Source organism: Ruegeria sp. HKCCD6647-2, assembly GCF_057221075.1.
Genome location: NZ_JBWVBD010000001.1, coordinates 345,862 through 366,763, shown reverse-complemented (window position 1 = coordinate 366,763; position 20,902 = coordinate 345,862). Strand labels below are relative to the sequence as shown.

Genomic DNA, 20,902 nt, shown 5'->3' with positions numbered 1-20,902 from the left:
TCGCCCTCCTGACGGCCGTTTAGACGGCTACTTTGTTATTCTTGTACATGACTTCGCGTGCCAAATGCCGATAGGCCATCGCACCCAGCGACCCAGAATCGTACTGCAAAACGGGTAAGGAATAGGACGGAGCCTCACTGACCCGCACATTTCTGGGTATCTTGGTTTTAAATACCATCTCACCCAGATTGTCACGCGCGTCTTTTTCAACCTGACGGGACAAGTTGTTGCGGTTGTCATACATGGTCAACACAACACCTTCGATTCTCAGGTCCGGATTCGCCGTCTGACGGACCTCGCGAATGGTCAGCATCAGTTGTGAAAGCCCTTCCAATGCAAAGAACTCACTTTGCAACGGCACCAGAACGGAATGCGCAGCAACCATCGCGTTGACGGTCAGCAAGTTCAGCGACGGCGGGCAGTCGATCAGCACAAAGTCCAGACCAAAGGCGTCGATTGCAGTCTGGCGCAACGCATCATGCAAAAGATAGCTGCGTTTCTCGTTTGAAATCAGTTCAATATCTGCCGAGCTCAGATCAACCGTCGCCGGGACGACCATAAGGTTCTCGATTTCGGTGTCCTGTACCACCGCTTCCAGAGGGGCATCATCGAGAAGCAAGTCGTATGTTGTCCAATCGCGATCATCGATCCCCAACCCGGTGGATGCGTTGCCCTGCGGGTCCAGATCGACCACCAGAACTTTGCATCCTGCTTCTGCTAGCCCGGCTGCCAGGTTGATTGCTGTTGTTGTCTTTCCAACTCCGCCTTTCTGATTGGCAACCGCGATTATCCGGGGACCTGAAGGACGAGACAGATCAACCACGTGTGACTCCTTTGATCTTCAGAATGACGGCCTGGGGCTCGGTTATGCTTGTAATTGCTTCCGCTTGAAATTGCCATTCTTCGCGCGCGTCCGCCATCTCTTTTTCCCAGCTTTCGCCTTTCGGCAACAATGCTGTTCCGGAATTGCTTAAATGTCTGTCACAAAAGGAGAATAGTGTTTTCAAATCCGCCAGCGCGCGCGCCGATAATATGTCGGCGTTCAAGGGATCTATCGCTTCAATACGCCGTGAAACAACAGCACAATTCGCCTTGCACTCGCGAACCACGTTCCTCAGGAACGCGGATTTACGCTGATCGCTTTCAACAAGGGTAAATTTCGTTTCCGGCGCTTCCTCGATTGCGATAATGGCACAAACCAGCCCCGGAAAGCCGCCCCCACTGCCCAGATCGACCCAATGGGCCGCTGGACCAGCACACCGGTAAACCTGGATCGAATCCTGTATGTGCCGCGTCCACAATTCCTGCAGACTGTTGCGTGACACCAAATTGATTTTGGGGTTCCAACGCTTCACCAGTTCGGCATACAGCTCCAGGCGCTCGAATGTTTCACGTGAAACATTCAGATCGACAGAATCCGGGCTATTTTCCGATTTCATACCTTGCGAACTTTCTGATCGCGTCGCAACCGGGCCAAAACCAGGGTCAGCGCGGCCGGAGTAACGCCTTCTACCCGACTGGCCTGAGCTATATTGGCGGGTTTGGCGTTGGACAATTTCTGCTTCATTTCCGTCGAAAGGCCATCCAGCGCAAAATAATCGAAGTTCGCTGGAATCGCATGAGCCTCATCCCTTTTCATCGCTTCCACATCCCGTTGTTGGCGTTCGATGTAATTGGCGTAAAGCGCATCGCGTTCTATTTGGCGTCGGGTTTCGTCATCGGTTTCGTACAATTCCGGAATCAAGGGCACAAGGTCTTCAAAAGACACGTCAGGAAACGCAAGGATGGCCATTCCATCTCTGCGGTTACCGTCCTGATTTACAGAAATCCCGGCGGAACGGATTTCTTTTGGCGTGTAGTTTTGCGATGTCAGCCTGGATTTTACTGCACTCAGCCTGTCCATCTTTTCACGAAACACCTGATGTCGGCGGTCACCGACACATCCCAGCTGTATGCCAATGGGGGTCAACCGCTGATCGGCATTGTCAGCCCTTAGGGACAGCCGAAACTCGGCTCTGGATGTAAACATACGATAGGGTTCTGCAACACCGCGGGTGGTCAGATCGTCGATCATCACGCCGATATAGCTGTCGGCCCTAGTAAAATGGACAGGTTCCCGCCCCTTCACAGCCAGAGCGGCATTCAAGCCAGCAACAAGACCTTGTGCCGCGGCCTCCTCATATCCAGTGGTGCCATTGATCTGACCCGCAAGATATAACCCCGGGACATCAGAAAGAGAGAGCGAAGAAGTCAGACTACGGGGATCTACATAGTCGTATTCAATGGCATATCCCGGCTGCAGAATCTTGGCGTTTTCAAGCCCCTTGATGGACTGAACATACTCAACCTGAACGTCCTGCGGCAACGACGTCGAGATCCCATTAGGGTACACGGTGTGGTCACTAACCCCTTCTGGCTCCAGGAAGATCTGATGAGATTCTTTGTCGGCAAAGCGCACGATCTTATCTTCGATCGACGGGCAGTATCTTGGGCCTATTCCGTCAATATGACCGCCGTACATAGCTGATCGCGCCAGGTTTTTTTCGATGATCTCATGTGTTCTTGCATTTGTGTGTGTAATACCGCACGCGATCTGAGGGGCGCTTACAGTCTTGGACAAAAAGGAAAATAACGTGGGTACTTGGTCACCCTCCTGCCTTTCAAGAACATCCCAATCAATTGACCGGCCATCCAGTCTTGGTGGCGTACCTGTCTTCAGGCGGCCCATAGGAAGATCAAACGCATCCAGACGTTCGGCCAGCTTTACCGATGGGCGGTCGCCCATTCGACCCCCGGAATGTGAGACATCGCCAATGTGGATCACGCCACGCAAAAACGTCCCTGATGTCAGGATGACCGCTGACGCAGGAATTTCTGATCCATCGCTTAGCGCCACACCTGTTACAGCGCCGCCGGACATCAAGAAATCCACAACTTCGCCGGTGACAATTGTCAGGTTGGATTGCTCTGATGTCCTCTTTTGCATTGCTGATCGGTACAATGCGCGGTCCGCTTGTGCCCGCGGTCCTTGAACGGCCGGGCCCTTTCGACGGTTCAACAAGCGAAACTGAATTCCTGCCTCGTCCGCGACCCGCCCCATGACTCCGTCCAGTGCATCGATCTCACGAACAAGGTGCCCCTTGCCCAGGCCGCCAATCGCCGGATTACAGGACATCACACCGACGTCCTTTTCGGACAATGTCACCAAAGCCGTGGTCGCACCCATGCGGGCTGCGGCATGTGCGGCCTCTGCCCCGGCATGGCCGGCACCGATGACAACAACATCAAACTTCGAATGTTTCACGTGAAACACTCCTCATTTTCCAAGGCAGAAACTTGCGAATATTTCATCCAGTAGTGTTTCCACGTCTATTCTGCCCACCAGAGATTCAAGCGCCCGGATTGCTGTTCTCAGCTCTTCCGCCACGATATCATACATGTCCGGGCCCGATTTCAGAATATTCTGCGCCGCGCCAAGCGCCTGCAATGCCTTTTGCATTGCTACTCTGTGGCGTTCCCGCGTCGCTATACCAGATCTAGTGGTTCGCGTGCTCAGCTTCTGCGATATATCTGAAATAAGCTGATCGATGCCCTGCCCGGTTTTACCGGAAATTCCACCGACTGCCCTGTCTCTCAAGTCGGACTTTGGAAGAACCTGGATATCACCCTCCTGAGCAGGAATACCCAGCCCGTCCAGCGATTCCGTCAGAAAGACCCTCAAATCGGCCGACATGGCGCGCTTTCTGGCAAGCTCGATTCCCAGATTTTCGACATGATCGTCTGTCTGTCGTAACCCGGCCGTATCCAGCAGTGTTACGGGTAGTCCAGCAAGGTCCATGCGAACTTCAATGACATCGCGCGTTGTCCCTGCATATTCAGACGTAATGGCAGCTTCACGCCCGGCCAATGCATTCAAAAGCGTGGATTTCCCCGCGTTTGGCAGCCCGACAATTGCAACCTCGAAACCGGTGCGAATGCGTTCCGCAATCTTCACACCCGCGGCCTCTCGCTCAAGATCAGCCACAACGCCCGCGATCAGTTCACGGACTTCCGGCGTTACATCCGTCGGAACGTCCTCATCCGCAAAATCGATCACGGCTTCCAGCAAAGACGCCGCCCGGATCAGATCACGGCGCCATCGTTCCGCCAGCTCACCCAAGGCACCAGCGAGGATCGTTTGCGCCTGAACACGCTGCGCCTCGGTTTCCGCATCGATCAGATCGGCCAGCCCCTCGACCTGCGCCAGGTCCATCTTGCCGTTCTCCAAGGCTCGGCGCGTGAACTCACCCGGCTCTGCCAGTCGAAGATCTTCGAATTCCGACAGGGTCCGAAGCACAGCGTTGACCGAGGCGGTACTGCCATGAATTTGAAACTCAGCCACATCTTCGCCTGTGAAGCTGGCCGGAGCCTCAAAAGTCAGGACCAGACCGTCATCCAGTTTCGACCCGTCCCGCGCCCGAAAGCTGCGCACGCACATTCCGCGCGGCGGCAGATCGCCACCGGTAATTTCATCTGCGGCCGAATGCGCCTGTGGGCCGGACAAGCGGATGACCGCAACACCAGCTTTGCCTTGTGCGCTGGCCAAGGCGAATATCGTATCCATTCGAAGGCCTCGCGTCGGTTACAAGACCGTATCAGGTATTCATCGAGTCGAAGAACTCGGAATTGGTCTTGGTCTGTTTCAGCTTGGACAACAGGAACTCGATTGCGTCGGTGGTTCCCATCGGGTTGAGAATCCGGCGCAGAACGAAAGTCTTGGCCAGATCGCCCTTGTCGACCAGCAGGTCCTCTTTCCGGGTACCGGATTTGAGGATATCGATCGCCGGGAACACACGTTTGTCCGCAATCTTGCGATCCAGAACGATTTCCGAGTTACCGGTGCCCTTGAATTCTTCGAAGATCACTTCGTCCATCCGGCTGCCGGTGTCGATCAACGCGGTGGCAATGATGGTCAGCGATCCGCCCTCTTCGATGTTCCGTGCCGCACCAAAGAACCGCTTTGGTCGTTGCAAAGCATTTGCGTCCACACCACCGGTCAGAACTTTACCCGAAGATGGAACCACGGTGTTAAACGCCCTACCAAGTCTTGTGATAGAATCGAGAAGAATAACAACATCTCGTTTATGTTCGACCAAACGCTTGGCTTTTTCGATGACCATTTCCGACACGGCCACGTGGCGCGTCGCCGGTTCGTCGAAGGTCGAGGACACAACCTCACCCTTCACCGAACGCTGCATGTCGGTCACCTCCTCCGGGCGTTCGTCGATCAGCAGAACGATCAGGTAGCACTCTGGGTGGTTCTGTTCGATCGAATGCGCGATGTTTTGCAGGATCACGGTTTTACCGGTCCGCGGCGGCGCCACGATCAGAGAACGCTGACCCTTACCAATTGGCGAAACCAAGTCGATCACACGGGCTGACTTGTCCTTGATGGTGGGATCCTCGATCTCCATCTTCAGGCGTTCATCAGGATACAATGGCGTCAGGTTGTCGAAGAGAATCTTGTGTTTGGCCTTCTCAGGCTCTTCAAAATTGATCTTCGTGACTTTGGTCAGCGCAAAATAGCGTTCGTTTTCATCCGGGGCTTTGATGTCGCCCTCAACCGTGTCTCCGGTCCGCAACGAATGCTGGCGGATCATGTCGGGCGAGACATAGATGTCATCCGGACCCGGCAGATAGTTCGCTTCGGGCGAGCGCAGAAAGCCAAATCCGTCCTGAAGAACCTCAAGCACACCGTCGCCGCCGACAGTCCAGCCCTCATCCGCGCGTTCGCGCAGGATCTGGAACATCATCTCGCCTTTTCGCATGGTCGAGGCGTTTTCAATCTCCAGCTCTTCGGCCATCGCCAGAAGGTCTTTAGGGCTTTTGGCCTTCAGGTCGGCCAGATTCAGGGCATCAGTTGTCATGATATATACCTTCACCGCGTACAGCGCGGCACGAAGTGGAATTTCAGTATGGAAGATACGCCGCCCGGACGGGCGTGTTATGCGTTACATACGCATCCATTAAGCCAGAGTCAAATAGGCCCTCAGAACTTCAGAACGACCGCCAGAACGATGGCAACCATCAAAATGGTGGGAACCTCGTTCATCATGCGATACTGGCGCCCTGTGAGCGTGTTTCGGCCTTCCAGGAAATCCTTGCGACGGGCCATAAGCCAGTGATGGAACCATGTCATCCCGATCACGGCCGCGCCCTTCACCCAGGGCCAGCTCCAGTCCCACCCGACGATACCCGGCGTGAACACCATGATCAGACCGCAGACCCACGCCGCAATCATCGCCGGTCGCATGATCACACGCAGCAGCTTCTCCTCCATTTCCAGGAAGATTTCCTGCGCCCCGTCGACCGCCTGCGCCTTTTCTACATGATAAACGAATAGTCTGGGCAGGTAGAACAGCCCGGCCATCCACGAAATGACGGCCATGATGTGCAGGGACTTCACCCATGGGTACAGCGTGAATAATAGATCCGTCATTTCGGTTTCCGACTTGGCCTGACCCTCCCTAATAAAAAAAATAGAAAAGAAAAAGGATGATGGTTTTGTTGGGAGGAGAAAAACCGTGGATTACTTTTTTACCCAACACTTTTCCCCAGGAAGAACAACACTTTTCGGCCAGATAGCGATTCTGTTGAAATCAAAAATTTGATTATAAAAACAATATGATAAGCTGGGAAAATTACCAAGGTCATGGGGATAATTCCGGGAATAACTTCGGACAACCCGGTTATCCTGAATTCCGAACTTATCCTTGTCCCGACTGGATAGTATCCGAGCGACTCGGAGAAGATTTTCGCGAAATTCCCCGGGTTGCGTGTCAACCAGAAAACCATACAAACCACCCCGGAACGTTCATCGAATTGCACACGGGGTTTTCCACATGTCTGTCCCCATTGTCCTGGCTTCTGGGTCCGAGATCCGCGCGCAACTGTTGCGAAATGCGGGTGTGCCGTTTTCAGTTCAGACCGCCCGGGTGGACGAGGACACCGCCAAGCGAGCCTTGCTGGCCGAAGGCGCCTCACCTCGCGATTTTGCCGACACCCTGGCTGAAATGAAAGCGCACAAGGTCAGCGACAAGTTTCCCGGAGCCATGGTGCTGGGCTGCGATCAGGTTCTGGATTTCGACGGGCAGGTTTTGTCCAAGCCTGAAACACCGGAAGAGGCGATGGCCCAGCTAAAGGCGATGCGGGGCAAGCGGCACATGTTGTTGTCTGCGGCCGTCATCTATCAGAATGGTGAACCCCTCTGGCGGCATGTCGGGCAGGTTCGATTGCGGATGCGCGTCAGTTCGGATGCCTATCTGCGTGACTACGTGGCGCGGAACTGGGACAGTATTCGTCATGCCGTCGGTGCTTATAAGCTGGAAGAAGAAGGTGTCCGGTTGTTCGCCACCATTGACGGCGACTATTTTAACGTCTTGGGTATGCCCCTGTTGGAGCTTCTCAATTTCCTGGCCGTTAACGGAGTGATTGATCAATGACGGACCACCGCATCCCCCTGGCCGGAGTGATCGGACATCCTGTTGCACATTCCAGATCGCCGAAACTGCATGGGCATTGGTTGAAAACCTACGATTTGGTGGGGCATTACATTCCGATGGATGTGGCCTCCGCCGATCTTGAGGTGGTATTGCGTACATTGCCAAAGGCCGGCTTTGTCGGGGCCAATGTGACCGTGCCACATAAAGAAGCGGCATTGCGTCTGGCCGATCATGTGTCGGACCGGGCGTCTGTCATCGGTGCGGCAAACACATTGGTGTTTCGTGAAGATGGCTCGATCCACGCTGACAACACAGATGGCTACGGGTTCATGGAAAACCTGCGCAGCGGTGCGCCGGACTGGAACCCAAAAGACGGTCCGGCAGTGGTGTTTGGTGCCGGCGGAGCGGCGCGCGCCGTTCTGCACGCACTGGCACAGGCCGGTGTGCCCGAAATTCTGCTGACCAACCGCACCCGCACCCGGGCTGATCACCTGAAAGAGGAGTTCGGTCAGCGGATTACTGTGGTCGACTGGGTTCAAGCGGGGAATGTCATCGAAGAAGCCGAGCTTGTGGTCAACACTACGTCACTTGGAATGCAGGGTCAGCCGGAACTGCGCGTGCCTTTGGACGGTTTGCAGCCCGGTGCCGTTGTAACCGATCTGGTCTACGTGCCGTTGAAAACGCATCTGCTGGCACAGGCCGAAGAGGCCGGATGCACCACGGTGGATGGTTTGGGCATGTTGTTGCACCAGGCGGTTCCGGGGTTCGAACGCTGGTTTGGATTGCGCCCCGAGGTGGATTCGGAAACTCGCGCGGCGGCGCTGGCATGAGTTTTGCGCTTGGCCTGACAGGCTCGATCGGGATGGGAAAAAGCACCACCGCACAGATGTTCGTGGACGAAGGCTGCGCGCTTTGGGATGCTGATGCGGCGGTGCACAGGGTGTATTCCAGGGGCGGGGCGGCAATCGATCCGATGTCAGCGGCTTTTCCATCGGCCATCGTAGATGGTGCCGTCGACCGGACCGCGCTTAAGACGATTATCACGTCCGATGCTGAGGCTCTGAAGACAATCGAAGCGATTGTGCATCCGTTGGTAGCGGCAGACCGTGCTGCGTTTCGCGAAAATGCAGCGGCTGATATTTTGGTGTTCGACATTCCATTGCTATTCGAAACCGGCGGCGATGCGGCGATGGATGCAGTGGCCTGTGTATCGATCCCGGCAGACGAACAAAAACGCAGGGTCATGGAGCGCGGAACCATGACCGAAACCCAGTTCGAACAGATCCGGTCCAAGCAGATGCCGAACGACGAAAAATGCGCGCGGTCGGATTTTGTGATCTTGACGGATACGCTGGACCACGCCCGCGTGCAGGTGCAAAATGTGGTCAGGCAGATCAGGGCGGGAATGTCGGATGCGTGAAATAGTATTGGATACCGAAACCACGGGGTTCGATCCTGAAAGCGGTGACCGGATCGTTGAAATCGGCGCCGTCGAACTTTGGAACCATGTCGCCACCGGTGAAACCTATCACGTCTACATCAATCCCGAACGTTCTATGCCGGAAGAGGCATTCGGCGTGCATGGTATTGGCCCCGACCTGCTGGACCCACCCCGCCCTGCGGAGCCGGGACAAATCACGCTGAAAGACAAACCGGTCTTTTCCAAGGTCGGCCAGGGATTTCGCGATTTTGTTGGTGACGCGAAGCTGGTGATCCACAACGCCTCGTTCGACATGAAGTTTCTGAATGCCGAATTGAGTTGGATGGGCGTCCCGCTGATCCCGATGGATCAGGCCATCGACACACTGGCCATCGCACGCAAACGATTCCCCGGCTCACCCGCCTCGCTTGACGCCTTGTGCCGGCGGTTCGGGATCGACAATTCGAACAGGGTCCTGCACGGAGCCTTGCTCGACTCGGAAATTCTGGCCGAGGTCTATCTGGAACTGATTGGCGGTCGCCAGCCGGACTTCGGACTGTCGTCTGTGGCCACTGGAACGTCAGGCGGCGAAGACGACTGGCGCCCGACACCACGCCCGACACCATTGCCCAGCCGGATCACCGAACAGGAACAGGCCGCTCATCAGGAATTTGTGGAAAAGCTGGGCGAAAACGCCCTGTGGACCCGCGCCTGACCTCGGCCCGGCGCGGGTCAATCGATCAGGCTTCGGTCTTTTGCGCCTGTTCGGCCTGGCGGCGCATCAGCTCGTTGCGGTACAGCGCAACGAAGTCGATGTTGTCCAGATTGACTGGCGGATAGCCGCCATCGCGGGTCACGTCGCTGACGATGCGGCGCAGGAAAGGGAACAGCATCCGTGGGCACTCGATCATCAGGAACGGGTGCAGCTGGTCTTCCGGCACACCTTCGATGTGGAACAGACCGCAATAGTCGATCTCGAACAGGAACAGAACGTCTTCCAGCCCTTTGGCCTTGGATTTCAGGTTCAGTTTGATCGCAACTTCGAACTGATGATCCGCAGCGCGCTTTTTCGCATCCAGGTTCACCTGAACGGCAATCTCTGGCTGTACCTCGCCCGACACGCCTTTCTGTGCCATGACGTTTTCAAAAGACATGTCGCGCACGAACTGGGACAGAACGCGCATCTGAACTTGCGGGGCGGCTTGGGCCGCGGTGTTTTCTGTGGCGCCTTCTTCGGCCATGGAACTACTCCAAATATGAATTTCGCCACTGCTTACCAAGTTGGGCGGGACACCTCAATGCTGGTGCGGCCCTTCGACCCATTTCGATGGCTTGGCAGGGTCTTTGCGCGGCCGAACCTCCGAGAATTCGCCGTCGATGATGTCGCCCTGATCGAACGATTGACCGCCCGACCGGAATTGTGCCCCGGTTCCCATCTGGAAATGCGTTATCGTCGCCTTGGATTTGAGGTAGCGGAAAACTGCAACGCGAATGCGGGGGATCAACAAGGCAAATCCAACCGCATCGGTGAAAAAGCCAGGTGTCAGCAGCAAAACACCCGACAACAGGATCATCGCGCCATGGGCCAGCGGTTCGGTCGGATCATCCAGCTCGGCAAAGGATCGCTGAAGGTTCGCCAATGCCATGCGACCTTGTGTCCGAACCAAAATGGTACCCAGAACAGCCGTCAGAACCACAATCGCAAGCGTTGGCCACAGGCCGATCAATCCACCGACTTGAATGAACAGGGCGATTTCGATGATCGGCACCAATAAAAATGCCAAGAACAGATACATTTGCGTTATCCTTTACCATAGGCCGGGATGTGGACTTGCCATCAACAGTCACCTACATAGTGGCATGAGGCCGCGTGTACAAAGTCTCGGTTCTGAAAAGAGGACAAAATGAATTCACCCCTGATCCAGCTTCTGGTGCTGGCCGGAATTGCCATTTTCCTGATTTTACGCCTGAGAAGCGTGCTTGGAACGCGGGAAGGTTTTGAAAAACCGCCGTTGCAGCAGCAGCCCGGTGCGAACAAGTCGCGGCGTGACTTTGAGGTGATCGAAGGCGGCCCGGACCATGACATCACGGATCATGTCCCCGAAGACAGCGAACAGGCGCAGACGCTTGCCGCGATGAAACGGGTCGAGCCCGCATTCTCGGTCACCGAGTTCGTGCAGGGTGCGCGCGGCGCGTATGAGATGATCGTGATGGGTTTCGAACGGGGCAATCTGGACGAAATCCAACCCTTCCTGTCCGAAGAGGTTTTTGACACTTTCGTTTCCGTCGTGGCTGACCGAGAAGACAAGGGCCTGACCATCGAAGCCGAATTCATCGGAGTGCGGGAGACTTCACTGACCGATGCGAAATTCGACAAGGATACAAACGAGGCCGAGATCACCATGAAGTTCGTGGGCGAATTGACCTCGGTCGTGCGCGACCGCGGCGGTGATATCATCGAAGGCAGCCCCAACACCGTCAAACGCCAAAAGGACAGCTGGACCTTTGCCCGTGTCATGGGCTCGGACGATCCGAACTGGCTGCTTGTTGCCACGGACGCATGATTGCCGCACTCCGGTCGCTTTTTCTGGTGGTTGTCATGACTGCCGCCAGCGCCGCCGGAGCCGAGGCGACGCGGTCCATTCTGTCATTTGAAGATCTGGACGGCTGGGCCGAGGACGATCACGGCGCCGCGCTTGCGGTCTTTCTGAACACTTGCGCTGATCTGGATGATCCGGACTGGCAAGCGCTGTGCGCGGTTGCCCGGACTTATGAGGCCGACGCCGCACGGTCATTCTTCGAACTGTTTTTTCGACCGGTTCTGGTCCAGGACGGTAAAGACGCGCTGTTTACCGGGTATTTCGAACCTGAACTGGATGGGTCGAAAACCCGGTCTGAAAAGTACCGTTATCCTCTCTACAAGTTGCCGCCCGAGGCACGCGAGGTTGGGCAGTGGCTCAGCCGTCGGGAATTGCTGACGGGGGATGTGATGCAGGGGCGCGGGTTGGAAATCGCCTGGGTCGACGACCCGGTCGAGTTGTTCTTTCTGCAGATTCAGGGTTCGGGCCGTATTCGCCTTCCGGATGGCGGTGCCTTACGGGTCGGGTATGGTGGCGCGAACGGGCATCCCTATCGATCCATTGGGGCGGAACTGGTGCGGCGCGGGGCGTTGGGCGCGCATGAAGTCAGCGCCCAGATGATCCGCGCCTGGGTCCGCAAAAACCCCGAGGCCGGGACCGAGTTGCTGTTCCACAATCCATCCTATGTCTTTTTCCGCGAGGTTACCCGTGTCGCGCCCGAGTTTGGCCCGTTGGGTGCGATGAACCGTTCAGTGACCACGATGCGCAGTATCGCGGCGGACCCGGCCTACACGCCATTGGGCGCCCCGGTCTGGGTCGAAAAGGACGGCAAAGAGCCATTGCGGCGGTTGATGATCGCACAGGACACCGGAGCCGCCATAAAAGGGGCCCAAAGGGCTGATATCTTCTTTGGTACCGGAGATGACGCCGGTCAGGCCGCTGGTCGCCTGAAAGATCCCGGCAGGATGGTTGTCCTGCTGCCGATCCAGCGCGCATATGCCCTGTTGCCGGATGAATACTGATGTCCCGGCGCAAACTGACGGCTGAAGAGATCGAGCTGTGGCGCAAGGTGGCAAAACAGGCAGAGCGGCTGCACCCGGAACTGCCTCAGACCGTACATCCGGTTACGCTGCCCAAGCCGAAACCAACCAAAACGCCAAAATCCCGGATCGAGGCTTTTGAGCTGGGGCAGAATGCTCAGGTCAAGTCATCCCAAAACACCCTGAAACCTTCCGTCACCGAAGGCCTGCGGACCAGCCCTGTGCAAATGGACACAAAGGCATTCGGCCGCATGAAGCGCGGCAAGCTGAAGCCTGAAGGCAAAATTGACCTGCACGGGATGCGTGTCGACACTGCCCACCCTGCGCTGGTTCGGTTTATTCTGACAGCGCAGGCGTCCGGCAAGCGTCTGGTTCTGGTGATCACAGGCAAAGGTAAGGACCGGGACGAGCCCGGCCCGATCCCTACACCACGCGGGGTTCTGCGCAATCAGGTGCCGCAATGGTTGTCATTGCCGCCGCTGGCTCAGGCTGTGTTACAGGTGACCCCAGCTCATATCAGCCATGGTGGTGACGGCGCATATTACGTATATCTGCGACGCAATCGCTAAAGGCTGCGCGCCGCGCGGCTGACGCCAACCCAGACAGATAGACAGGACAACAGAAAAAAAACGCTGATCCAGAGGAATTGCGTCTCCAGCGGGATACCCGTGTCGATCAGGACGCCGGTCAATCCCGGCCCAACCGCCGACCCCAGAACCATCAATGCCGTGGCCATGGCCTTGATCGCACCGATATGACGGGTTCCGTAAAACTCGGCCCAGAACGCGCTGGGCAAAGTGCTGTTTGCCCCGACGGTGAGAGCCAGAATCACCAGTCCCAAAGCCGCACCGCCGATTGACGCTGTAAGTGACAGGACGGAAAATCCAACAGCCATCGGCAGTTGATAGGTTGGCATCATCCGAGCCGTGCCCCATTTGTCCAACGCCCAGCCGGACGCAAACATCGCCAGCATGGATGCGGCTGTGTACGCGGGGAAAAGGGCCACCAGCTGGATATGCGCCCAGCCTTTGATTTCTGCGAGATGGACCTGGTGAAAGAAAAATGCGGTAACAAAAGCTGACGGCCCCATCAGCGCAGGCGCCATGAACCAGAACAACGGATGGAACAACGCCTCTTTCCGCGTCCAGTGACGCCCTTCCATTCCTGTTGCAGAATAGGATTCGGCCAGGCTTTGCGGTGTGCGTTCCTGTCGAAGCAGGCGTATCAAAACCGGAACACCAAGCGCGGTAATGCCCGCCGCGACGACCCATAGCCACCTCCAGTCCATTACCGTCATGGCCGCCACAAAGCTGAGCGGCAGCACAATTTCGCCGGCGGCAAAGCCCATTGTCGCGATGGATAATGCCCGCCCCCTTGTCGCGGTAAACCAACGGGCCATGGCAACCATGGCAATATGGGTACTCATCCCCTGCCCGAACAGACGCAGCAGGAAGACTACTAACGGCAGCAGAACAACCCAGGTATTCAGCGCCATGACAAGCGCTGCCGCCACCAGTCCAGCCAATATCCACGGCCCGAGGGCGCGCACGCGGAATATATCCGTCAACCCACCTGCCCAGACCATCACAACGGCAGACATCGTGGTGCCGAGCGAATAGATCCCACCCCAAGCGCCATGGCTGAGCCCGAATTCGGCACGGATTTCGCCGGCAAAGATCGAGATGAAAAAAGTCTGCCCAAAGCTGGACAGGAAGGTCAGCAGAACACCCGCGCCCAGCCAGGTTGCGTTCTGGATCAGATACTGGCGCAGCCTGAACTGCGTCACGGAGAGCTGACCTGCGCCTGCCCGGTCTCTGTCAGCACGATCTCGGTCGCGCCATCCGGGTTACGCGTGCTTGGGGGCGCGATGACGTCGATACCGGGTCGATCCGGGCCAAAGGTCGAGCTGACGCGGCGGACCGAACTCAGGATGGCAAGCAGTGCCGGAGAGGTCGCGGCCACGAAATGCGACGATCCGGCATCACTGCTGAACGCCGTGGTGTCGATGACACTGATCGGATATTCGGCCAGCGCTTCGACCGAACTGATATTGCCCAACCGCTGGCTGTCCGCAGTGCCGCGCAGCCGGGCGGAAAGGTTCAGGATCTTATCCTTTTTTGACACCATCACTATGAATGGATCGGGCGGAGATTCGATGCTGTCCATCTGCGACCGGAACAGATCCACATCCAGGTCCGGGGATATCAGGATTACGCTTTCCAGATTTCGCCGGGACCAGCCAGGTTCGCGCAGTTCGGCCTGTCGCATCATCTCCATCGACAAGGCGCCGCCCATCGAATGCGCCATAAGGATCACCCGGCGCACACCCATCGCTTTGAGGTTGCGAATGGTGCTTTCAAGCCCATCGCGTGCAAACAGCATACTGTCCAGATCATAGGCATATCCTGTTCCACTGCCCTTGCTGGGCCAGGAATAGATGAAGGTTGTCCCGGGAATTCCGATGTCGTGGCTCAGTTGCGCGGCGCGGAAAGCTGTTTCGGTTTGCGTGGCGTTATACCCATGAACAAAGATGATTACGTCCTCGACCCCGCGCAGACGAGATTTCAGTTCCTGCGGTCCCGAGTACTCGGTGACGTCCGCCACAACAAACTGCTTGTTGGGGTTGGGGTTCGCGTATGAAAAGTTCAGCGTCCCGGGCGTATGCGATGGTGGGATGGAAACGGTCAGCTCCAGATACCGCAGCGCCTCGGCCCGTCTGGATCCGTATGTTCCGTCGGCTTCTTTGGCGCGCGTGGTGGTCGCAAAGACGGTAGCCGGTGTGCCGACCCTCAACGCGTCGGGCACCGTTTCAGTAACAGACCGATCCACGCAAGCGGACAGCGACAACAGGGTCACACAGATGATTAGATAGCGCAGCACAGTCGTCCCAATGAGGTTTTGTGCCCACGCTACCCAATTCCGGCCCGGCGTCCAGCCATACCTTGATGGCAGATGGCAAAATCCGGCCGGGCTTTGTTACAGAACGTAACGGCTGAGGTCCGTGGATTTGGTCAGCTCGCCTAGATTGTCATTCACAAATTTCGCATCCACGGTAATTTCCGCTCCGGCCTGATCGGGGGCTGTAAAGGAAAGCTCCTCGAAAACCCGCTCCATCACCGTGTACAGACGCCGCGCGCCGATATTCTCGACGCTTTGATTTACATCGGCCGCAATGCGGGCCAGAGCGGCAATGCCGTCTTCGGTAAACCCGACCGTGACCTCTTCCGTGCCCATCAGGGCAGTGTACTGACGGGTCAGCGCGTTGTCGGTCTCGGTCAGGATGCGCACGAAATCCGCTTCGGTCAACGCTCGCAACTCGACCCGGATCGGCAATCGACCCTGCAGTTCCGGCAACAGGTCCGAGGGCTTGGCGATATGGAACGCCCCCGATGCGATGAACAGAATGTGGTCGGTTTTGACCGGGCCGTGCTTTGTCGACACGGTTGTCCCTTCGATGAGGGGCAACAGGTCGCGCTGCACGCCTTCGCGGCTGACATCGCCGCCCCGCGCATCCGTTCGGGCGCAGACCTTGTCGATCTCGTCCAGGAACACGATGCCGTTCTGTTCCACCGACTCCAGCGCGGTACGTGTGACGGTTTCGTCATCCAGCAGCTTGTCCGCCTCTTCCCCGATCAGGGCGTCGTAGCTTTCGGCGACGGTCATCCGCTTCTTGACGGTTCGCCCGCCGAAAGCCTTGCCGAAGATATCGCCCAGATTCATCATGCCCATCTGGCTTCCCGGCTGTCCGGGGATATCGAACATCGGCATCGGGTTCGAGGTTTCGGATAGTTCCAGTTCGATCACTGTGTCGTCCAGCTCACCGGCTTTGAGCTTCTTGCGAAACATATCGCGCGTGCCTTCACGGGCATCGGTGCCGGCGATGGCCTCGATCACGCGATCCTCGGCGGCCTGATGCGCGCGCGCCTTGACGTCTTCGCGCATGTATTCGCGGGTCTGGATGATGGCCGCATCGGCCAGATCGCGCACGATCTGTTCCACGTCACGTCCGACATAGCCCACTTCGGTGAACTTGGTGGCTTCGACCTTGATGAAAGGCGCGCGTGCCAGCTTGGCCAGACGGCGGCTGATTTCGGTTTTACCGACACCGGTGGGGCCGATCATCAGGATGTTCTTGGGATAAACCTCATCCCGGATATCATCCGACAACTGCTTGCGCCGCCAGCGATTTCGCAGCGCAACAGCCACGGCGCGCTTGGCATCCTTTTGCCCGATGATGAAGCGGTCCAGTTCCGAGACAATCTCGCGCGGGGTCAGGTCGGTCATGTGTGTTCTATCCCGTTGTTTCGAACCGGAACCTAATCATAAGGCGCGAAAACACAAGCTGATCACGCTGATCTCACGCCAACACACGAAAAGCACACGGAAATTCGTGATGATGTGAATCGCTTCGTGAACCGTCCGTGCGCCATAAACGGCGTCGACGGGCAAACCTGTCCGTATCTGAAATCGGAGAAACACATCATGATGACTCGTCGTTCGCTTTTTGTGAATGCTGCTGCCGCGGGCGCGGCCCTGACACTGGCCGGCACCAATGCTGCCCTGGCCGGAGGCAAGAAAAAAGGCCAATTCGAAGGCCGGTCGAACCACATTACGACCGGTTCCGTAAACGTGATCAAGAACGGCGATCGCTATATTGTCGAACTGGGCGAAGACTTCTCGCTGGATGGCGGTCCCGATCCGCGCGTGGCGCTGGGCAAGGACGGAACATATGATCCCGACACCAAGCTGGGCGCGCTGCTGAACCTGACCGGCAAACAGTCATACGCAGTACCGCCAACCATGGACATCTCGGGTTACAACGAAGTCTACATCTGGTGCGAAGTTGCCGGTGTGCCGCTGGGCGTTGCATCACTGAACTAAACCTACCTGCGGAGGCCGGATCATGTCCGGCCTCCGAGACACTGTTAGGTGTCGCGACCTCCGTCTGCTACACTCCTCGGAAAATTTTCGAACCGGGGGCGTGCTTTATGACGAGGATTGCCAAGATCACCCTGCTGTTTGTGGTGTTTGTCGACCTGATCGGGCAGGGCCTGGTCTTTCCCATCATCAATTCACTGATCATGGAGACGAAGTCCGGATTTCTGCCGGAAAGCACCCCGGATGGGCGCCGGCATTTCTACTATGGGCTGGTGATCGGCTGTTTCTTCCTGTCGTGGTTCCTGGGCGTCGTTTACGTATCGAAGGTTTCGGACTCGATCGGGCGCAAGAACGCCTTGCTGATCTGTCTGGGCGGCGCTCTTGCAGGCTACGCAATTACAATTGCGTCTTTGTACCTAGACAGCCTTCTGCTGCTGATTGTAGGGCGATCGATCACCGGCTTCACCGCGGGCAATCAACCGATTGCACAGGCGGCGATGATCGACGGCAGCACCGACGCGGCGGACCGCGACCGTAACATGGGTTACATCGTGACCGGCGTCAGTTTTGGTCTGGTCGGCGGACCGATCATCGGAGCAGTTCTGTCGGACGCCGCCATTCTGGGCAGCGCTGCGACATTGAAAACCCCATTCTACGGCGCCTTCGTACTGGTGCTGATCGCCATTTTCCTTGTGCTGCTCTATTTCCGGGACACCCGCACCGAACGCGCAGCATTTGTATTCCGGCCGCGGGATATCACTGACAGCCTGATTGCCGTCCGGGGGCATCCGATGGTCCTGAAAATCCTGCCGGTCTACGCGCTGTTCATGATCGCCAATGTCACGTTCTATGTGTTCGTTGACAATTTCCTGACCAGCGCGTGGGGCTATGGGGTGATTGGCGGCAGTATGGCGATGGTCGTGATCGGCTTTGCGCTCGCGTTTTCCAGTACGTTCCTTGTCAAGCCCGCGCAGGAAAGGGTCAGCAAACACACGATCATTTACACCTCATTGGTGGTGATGGTGATCTGCGGCTTTGGCTTTGCCTTCAGCCCCAGCGGTGTCCTCAGCTACGTTCCCGTCTTCTTTTTCTATTTCTTTTTCGGTGTGTCCTACCCGACCATGCTGGGCCTGTTTTCTTCGTCCGTCAGCGAGGCTGATCAGGGCTGGGTCATGGGCGTGACAACAGCTGTCTTCTGCCTGGCAGGCGGGGTCATGTCGCTCATCGGTGGTGGGTTGATGAGCGTCGACATCCGCATGCCCTATTACATCGTCATCGTGACGGCCGTGATGGGCCTGATCGGGATGCACATGCGCTGGAAAGGGAAAGAGATCAAAGCGCTGTTAGCCTGAGATGGTCTCGACCGTCAGATTGCCGTTGGTGTAAACGCAGATATCCGAGGCAATTGCCATTGCTTCGCGCGCCACCTGTTCGGCAGATTTTTCGCCGTCCATCATCGCGCGCGCGGCAGCGAGGGCGAAGTTCCCGCCCGACCCGATGGCGGCCACGTTGTGTTCAGGCTCCAGCACGTCCCCTGCCCCGGTAATCACGAACAACTCCTTGCCGTCAGTGACGATCAGCATCGCCTCGAGCTTTTGCAGATATTTGTCGGTGCGCCAGTCCTTGGCCAACTCGACCGAGGCACGCGCCAGCTGTCCCGGCGTGGCTTCCAGCTTGGCCTCAAGCCGTTCCAGCAGCGTGAAGGCATCGGCTGTTGATCCGGCAAATCCGGCGAGGATGTCGAACCCGCCCGGCGACAGGCGCCGCACTTTGCGCGCGGTGCCTTTGATCACCGTCTGACCCAGGCTGACCTGCCCGTCCCCGGCAATGACGACCTCATCACCTTTTTTGACGCCGATGATCGTCGTGCCATGCCATCCGGGAAAATCGCTGTCTGCCATGAGTGCCTCCGTAATCTCTGGCGTCCTATATGGGCCGCGCAGGCAGAGGGCGCAACCCGTTCCCAAACTGCCCAAAAGATATGCACAAAACGCAATCCGGGGCTGTTGAACCAGCAATTGTGAGACTCGGGCTTTGATCCTAAATGAGCCTTACAACCGACACCGGGTCGGCTGTTTCACTTAAAAGGACTGCGCACATGGCAACCACTGCAAACATTCATGCGCCGCTCGGAGCAGCTACCATCCTGCACGTAGTGGACACGTTCACCACCGCATTCGACGCTGTTGTCGAATGGAACACTTCGCGTAAGACCCGCAAGCTGCTGTCGGAACTGACCGACGCCCAACTGGACGATATCGGACTGACCCGCGCGGATATCGCGAAACTCTGATCCTTCGCCAGTAATACCGATTTGGAACAGCCGCCCGGAAACCCGAGCGGCTTTTTCTTTTTCAGCTCAAAACATATGTGCCGGTTTGATCCGGAATGAAGGCTTCGATGGCGGCAGTTGCAACGACATGCCGTGTGCCCGCCACTTCGTCAACGACATCCTGACCGCCCACTACCGCGCGCACGTCTGCCCGACCTCTCGGCAGGTCGGCCGCCACGGCGACGCAATCCACCTGTTCCGGTTTCTGAACCCCGATCGTTACCTGCACGCGCATCTTGTTGTGATCGATTCCAAGGTTTGAAAACAAGGTGATCGATGAGTGATGCAGTGCGTCCTGCACCGCGCGGCGGGCTGCCTTGGTGTAGTCCTGACCGTACAGGTCATTTCCCATACCCATTTCCAGAATGATACGTTTCTCGCTCATCGTGCAGGCTCCATATCGAACGAGACGGACAAAGCCGCATTGGCAATAATCGTGCGGCCCGACCCGCCGGGCTTTTCAATATCCAGACCCCCTTTGGTGACGGTGATCCTGGGCTGGCCATACGGAAACACAGCAGAAAGTTTACTTGCATCGACCTGATCCGGTTTCTGAACCCCGATCTCCACATCGATGATCATCGATTCCTTGGGAAAGCCGAACAGTTCGGCCATGTTGATCGAATTGTGCCACAGCGCATCCCTGATCGCGCGCAGAGACGCCTCGGTGTAGTCTTCCCGCCTGAGCGATGTGCCCATACCGAATTCCACCAAAACCCGTGTCTTTGCCATCTGCTCCTCCGATATCTCAATAAAAAAGGCGCCCTTTGCAAGGCGCCTTTGAATTCTACCAATCACATTGGATCAGATGGATTCTTCAATCCAGCTTTGCAGCGCGGCCTTGGGGGCAGCGCCCGCGCGGTTCGATACGACCTGACCGTCCTTGAAGATGAACAGGGCCGGAATGCCGCGGACGCCCATGGCGGCGGCGGCGTTCGGGTTGCTGTCCACGTCGACCTTGGCGATTTTCACCTTGTCGCCGTATTCGGACGCCAGTTCTTCCAGCGCGGGACCGATCTGCTTACAGGGGCCGCACCATTCGGCCCAGAAATCCACAACAACGGGGACGTCCGAGTTCTTGACCTCGGCGTCAAAGGTTTCATCGGTTACGGCTACGGTCGACATTGTCTGTCTCCTGAATGGGGATGCTTGGGTTCAGAACGTAGGTGCGG

25 protein-coding genes are annotated in these 20,902 nt (G+C 57.0%); 10 read left to right on the top strand and 15 right to left on the bottom strand.

The features are described from left to right. Positions 1-19 precede the first annotated feature (19 nt). The 6 genes from AC2TDJ_RS01735 to AC2TDJ_RS01710 all read right to left on the bottom strand — a co-directional run bounded on the left by AC2TDJ_RS01735 (position 20) and on the right by AC2TDJ_RS01710 (position 6,478). Positions 20-823, bottom strand: a complete 804-nt coding sequence (locus tag AC2TDJ_RS01735; protein ID WP_480838633.1) for a ParA family protein — start codon at positions 821-823, stop codon at positions 20-22. Further along, positions 816-1,439 (bottom strand): 16S rRNA (guanine(527)-N(7))-methyltransferase RsmG, encoded by a 624-nt coding sequence (gene rsmG / locus AC2TDJ_RS01730; protein ID WP_480838631.1) that lies wholly within the window; start codon positions 1,437-1,439, stop codon positions 816-818. The genes AC2TDJ_RS01735 and rsmG overlap by 8 nt, the downstream gene beginning before the upstream one ends. After that, positions 1,436-3,304: a tRNA uridine-5-carboxymethylaminomethyl(34) synthesis enzyme MnmG gene (gene mnmG, locus AC2TDJ_RS01725; RefSeq protein ID WP_480838629.1), complete on the bottom strand. Its 1,869-nt coding sequence runs from the start codon at positions 3,302-3,304 to the stop codon at positions 1,436-1,438. The genes rsmG and mnmG overlap by 4 nt, the downstream gene beginning before the upstream one ends. Before the next feature lie 12 nt (positions 3,305-3,316). Next, the gene (gene mnmE / locus AC2TDJ_RS01720; RefSeq protein ID WP_480838627.1) at positions 3,317-4,603 is read right to left on the bottom strand and encodes a tRNA uridine-5-carboxymethylaminomethyl(34) synthesis GTPase MnmE; all 1,287 of its coding nucleotides are present in this window, start codon (positions 4,601-4,603) and stop codon (positions 3,317-3,319) included. 31 nt (positions 4,604-4,634) lie between these two features. After that, a complete protein-coding gene (gene rho, locus AC2TDJ_RS01715; protein WP_480838625.1) occupies positions 4,635-5,906 on the bottom strand; it encodes a transcription termination factor Rho in 1,272 nt (423 codons plus the stop codon). A 122-nt stretch (positions 5,907-6,028) separates the two neighbouring features. Next, positions 6,029-6,478: a CopD family protein gene (locus AC2TDJ_RS01710; RefSeq protein WP_480838624.1), complete on the bottom strand. Its 450-nt coding sequence runs from the start codon at positions 6,476-6,478 to the stop codon at positions 6,029-6,031. 403 nt (positions 6,479-6,881) lie between these two features. Between AC2TDJ_RS01710 and AC2TDJ_RS01705 the strand changes: the two genes are divergently transcribed. Genes AC2TDJ_RS01705 through dnaQ form a run of 4 tightly spaced genes read left to right on the top strand, consistent with a single transcriptional unit; the run spans position 6,882 to position 9,616 of the window. After that, on the top strand, positions 6,882-7,481 hold the full coding sequence (locus tag AC2TDJ_RS01705) for a Maf family protein (protein WP_480838622.1): 600 nt from the start codon (positions 6,882-6,884) through the stop codon (positions 7,479-7,481). Next, entirely contained in the window at positions 7,478-8,311 is an 834-nt protein-coding gene (locus tag AC2TDJ_RS01700) for a shikimate dehydrogenase (protein ID WP_480838620.1), read from the top strand. Before AC2TDJ_RS01705 ends, AC2TDJ_RS01700 begins: the two co-directional genes overlap by 4 nt. Beyond that, the gene (gene coaE, locus AC2TDJ_RS01695; protein WP_480838618.1) at positions 8,308-8,901 is read left to right on the top strand and encodes a dephospho-CoA kinase; all 594 of its coding nucleotides are present in this window, start codon (positions 8,308-8,310) and stop codon (positions 8,899-8,901) included. The genes AC2TDJ_RS01700 and coaE overlap by 4 nt, the downstream gene beginning before the upstream one ends. Beyond that, positions 8,894-9,616, top strand: a complete 723-nt coding sequence (dnaQ, locus tag AC2TDJ_RS01690; protein ID WP_480838616.1) for a DNA polymerase III subunit epsilon — start codon at positions 8,894-8,896, stop codon at positions 9,614-9,616. Before coaE ends, dnaQ begins: the two co-directional genes overlap by 8 nt. 25 nt (positions 9,617-9,641) lie before the next feature. Here the strand turns inward: dnaQ and secB are convergent, their stop codons facing one another. Together secB and AC2TDJ_RS01680 are read right to left on the bottom strand one after the other, a co-directional pair. After that, positions 9,642-10,142 (bottom strand): protein-export chaperone SecB, encoded by a 501-nt coding sequence (gene secB / locus AC2TDJ_RS01685; RefSeq protein ID WP_480838614.1) that lies wholly within the window; start codon positions 10,140-10,142, stop codon positions 9,642-9,644. Positions 10,143-10,196: 54 nt separating this feature from the next. Beyond that, positions 10,197-10,697: an FxsA family protein gene (locus AC2TDJ_RS01680; RefSeq protein ID WP_480838613.1), complete on the bottom strand. Its 501-nt coding sequence runs from the start codon at positions 10,695-10,697 to the stop codon at positions 10,197-10,199. Between the two features lie 108 nt (positions 10,698-10,805). On the opposite strand from AC2TDJ_RS01680, the gene AC2TDJ_RS01675 reads away from it, so the two are divergent. From AC2TDJ_RS01675 to AC2TDJ_RS01665, 3 genes are read left to right on the top strand one after another with little or no spacing between them, the layout of a single operon-like run. Then, complete coding sequence (locus tag AC2TDJ_RS01675) at positions 10,806-11,465, top strand: Tim44/TimA family putative adaptor protein (RefSeq protein WP_480838611.1); 660 nt, start codon at positions 10,806-10,808, stop codon at positions 11,463-11,465. Then, the gene (gene mltA, locus AC2TDJ_RS01670) at positions 11,462-12,502 is read left to right on the top strand and encodes a murein transglycosylase A (protein WP_480838609.1); all 1,041 of its coding nucleotides are present in this window, start codon (positions 11,462-11,464) and stop codon (positions 12,500-12,502) included. The genes AC2TDJ_RS01675 and mltA overlap by 4 nt, the downstream gene beginning before the upstream one ends. After that, positions 12,502-13,089 (top strand): Smr/MutS family protein, encoded by a 588-nt coding sequence (locus AC2TDJ_RS01665; protein ID WP_480838607.1) that lies wholly within the window; start codon positions 12,502-12,504, stop codon positions 13,087-13,089. The genes mltA and AC2TDJ_RS01665 overlap by 1 nt, the downstream gene beginning before the upstream one ends. Here AC2TDJ_RS01665 and AC2TDJ_RS01660 read toward each other — a convergent pair. The 3 genes from AC2TDJ_RS01660 to hslU form a co-directional block, all read right to left on the bottom strand. Next, the gene (locus AC2TDJ_RS01660; RefSeq protein WP_480838605.1) at positions 13,086-14,306 is read right to left on the bottom strand and encodes an MFS transporter; all 1,221 of its coding nucleotides are present in this window, start codon (positions 14,304-14,306) and stop codon (positions 13,086-13,088) included. The two genes, AC2TDJ_RS01665 and AC2TDJ_RS01660, sit on opposite strands and share 4 nt — an antisense overlap. Continuing rightward, positions 14,303-15,400 carry an alpha/beta hydrolase gene (locus tag AC2TDJ_RS01655; protein ID WP_480838603.1) on the bottom strand — a complete coding sequence of 366 codons (1,098 nt, stop codon included), beginning with the start codon at positions 15,398-15,400 and terminating at the stop codon, positions 14,303-14,305. The genes AC2TDJ_RS01660 and AC2TDJ_RS01655 overlap by 4 nt, the downstream gene beginning before the upstream one ends. Positions 15,401-15,496: 96 nt before the next feature. Next, the gene (gene hslU / locus AC2TDJ_RS01650; RefSeq protein WP_480838601.1) at positions 15,497-16,804 is read right to left on the bottom strand and encodes an ATP-dependent protease ATPase subunit HslU; all 1,308 of its coding nucleotides are present in this window, start codon (positions 16,802-16,804) and stop codon (positions 15,497-15,499) included. A 198-nt stretch (positions 16,805-17,002) separates the two neighbouring features. On the opposite strand from hslU, the gene AC2TDJ_RS01645 reads away from it, so the two are divergent. Both AC2TDJ_RS01645 and AC2TDJ_RS01640 read left to right on the top strand, forming a co-directional pair. Next, positions 17,003-17,401: a DM13 domain-containing protein gene (locus AC2TDJ_RS01645; RefSeq protein ID WP_480838600.1), complete on the top strand. Its 399-nt coding sequence runs from the start codon at positions 17,003-17,005 to the stop codon at positions 17,399-17,401. A 107-nt stretch (positions 17,402-17,508) separates the two neighbouring features. Further along, the gene (locus AC2TDJ_RS01640; protein ID WP_480838598.1) at positions 17,509-18,750 is read left to right on the top strand and encodes an MFS transporter; all 1,242 of its coding nucleotides are present in this window, start codon (positions 17,509-17,511) and stop codon (positions 18,748-18,750) included. Here AC2TDJ_RS01640 and hslV read toward each other — a convergent pair. Next, on the bottom strand, positions 18,742-19,299 hold the full coding sequence (hslV, locus tag AC2TDJ_RS01635) for an ATP-dependent protease subunit HslV (RefSeq protein WP_480838596.1): 558 nt from the start codon (positions 19,297-19,299) through the stop codon (positions 18,742-18,744). The two genes, AC2TDJ_RS01640 and hslV, sit on opposite strands and share 9 nt — an antisense overlap. A gap of 197 nt (positions 19,300-19,496) precedes the next feature. Between hslV and AC2TDJ_RS01630 the strand changes: the two genes are divergently transcribed. Continuing rightward, a complete protein-coding gene (locus AC2TDJ_RS01630) occupies positions 19,497-19,691 on the top strand; it encodes a DUF1127 domain-containing protein (protein WP_480838594.1) in 195 nt (64 codons plus the stop codon). 61 nt (positions 19,692-19,752) lie between these two features. Here AC2TDJ_RS01630 and AC2TDJ_RS01625 read toward each other — a convergent pair whose 3' ends face one another. The 3 genes from AC2TDJ_RS01625 to trxA all read right to left on the bottom strand — a co-directional run bounded on the left by AC2TDJ_RS01625 (position 19,753) and on the right by trxA (position 20,855). Continuing rightward, entirely contained in the window at positions 19,753-20,115 is a 363-nt protein-coding gene (locus tag AC2TDJ_RS01625) for a Lin0512 family protein (RefSeq protein WP_480838592.1), read from the bottom strand. Continuing rightward, a complete protein-coding gene (locus AC2TDJ_RS01620; protein ID WP_480838590.1) occupies positions 20,112-20,462 on the bottom strand; it encodes a Lin0512 family protein in 351 nt (116 codons plus the stop codon). Before AC2TDJ_RS01620 ends, AC2TDJ_RS01625 begins: the two co-directional genes overlap by 4 nt. Positions 20,463-20,534: 72 nt before the next feature. Then, positions 20,535-20,855 (bottom strand): thioredoxin, encoded by a 321-nt coding sequence (gene trxA, locus AC2TDJ_RS01615; RefSeq protein ID WP_480838588.1) that lies wholly within the window; start codon positions 20,853-20,855, stop codon positions 20,535-20,537. Positions 20,856-20,902 lie beyond the last annotated feature (47 nt).

Coding starts and splice junctions, on each gene's coding strand:
- trxA (WP_480838588.1), bottom strand. CDS start 20,855: ATGTCGACCGTAGCCGTAACCGATGAAACCTTTGACGCCGAGGTCAAG.
- AC2TDJ_RS01710 (WP_480838624.1), bottom strand. CDS start 6,478: ATGACGGATCTATTATTCACGCTGTACCCATGGGTGAAGTCCCTGCAC.
- AC2TDJ_RS01645 (WP_480838600.1), top strand. CDS start 17,003: ATGATGACTCGTCGTTCGCTTTTTGTGAATGCTGCTGCCGCGGGCGCG.
- AC2TDJ_RS01705 (WP_480838622.1), top strand. CDS start 6,882: ATGTCTGTCCCCATTGTCCTGGCTTCTGGGTCCGAGATCCGCGCGCAA.
- hslV (WP_480838596.1), bottom strand. CDS start 19,299: ATGGCAGACAGCGATTTTCCCGGATGGCATGGCACGACGATCATCGGC.
- hslU (WP_480838601.1), bottom strand. CDS start 16,804: ATGACCGACCTGACCCCGCGCGAGATTGTCTCGGAACTGGACCGCTTC.
- AC2TDJ_RS01640 (WP_480838598.1), top strand. CDS start 17,509: ATGACGAGGATTGCCAAGATCACCCTGCTGTTTGTGGTGTTTGTCGAC.
- mltA (WP_480838609.1), top strand. CDS start 11,462: ATGATTGCCGCACTCCGGTCGCTTTTTCTGGTGGTTGTCATGACTGCC.
- AC2TDJ_RS01625 (WP_480838592.1), bottom strand. CDS start 20,115: ATGAGCGAGAAACGTATCATTCTGGAAATGGGTATGGGAAATGACCTG.
- AC2TDJ_RS01700 (WP_480838620.1), top strand. CDS start 7,478: ATGACGGACCACCGCATCCCCCTGGCCGGAGTGATCGGACATCCTGTT.
- AC2TDJ_RS01680 (WP_480838613.1), bottom strand. CDS start 10,697: ATGTATCTGTTCTTGGCATTTTTATTGGTGCCGATCATCGAAATCGCC.
- coaE (WP_480838618.1), top strand. CDS start 8,308: ATGAGTTTTGCGCTTGGCCTGACAGGCTCGATCGGGATGGGAAAAAGC.
- secB (WP_480838614.1), bottom strand. CDS start 10,142: ATGGCCGAAGAAGGCGCCACAGAAAACACCGCGGCCCAAGCCGCCCCG.
- rho (WP_480838625.1), bottom strand. CDS start 5,906: ATGACAACTGATGCCCTGAATCTGGCCGACCTGAAGGCCAAAAGCCCT.
- AC2TDJ_RS01630 (WP_480838594.1), top strand. CDS start 19,497: ATGGCAACCACTGCAAACATTCATGCGCCGCTCGGAGCAGCTACCATC.
- dnaQ (WP_480838616.1), top strand. CDS start 8,894: ATGCGTGAAATAGTATTGGATACCGAAACCACGGGGTTCGATCCTGAA.
- AC2TDJ_RS01665 (WP_480838607.1), top strand. CDS start 12,502: ATGTCCCGGCGCAAACTGACGGCTGAAGAGATCGAGCTGTGGCGCAAG.
- rsmG (WP_480838631.1), bottom strand. CDS start 1,439: ATGAAATCGGAAAATAGCCCGGATTCTGTCGATCTGAATGTTTCACGT.
- mnmE (WP_480838627.1), bottom strand. CDS start 4,603: ATGGATACGATATTCGCCTTGGCCAGCGCACAAGGCAAAGCTGGTGTT.
- AC2TDJ_RS01620 (WP_480838590.1), bottom strand. CDS start 20,462: ATGGCAAAGACACGGGTTTTGGTGGAATTCGGTATGGGCACATCGCTC.
- AC2TDJ_RS01675 (WP_480838611.1), top strand. CDS start 10,806: ATGAATTCACCCCTGATCCAGCTTCTGGTGCTGGCCGGAATTGCCATT.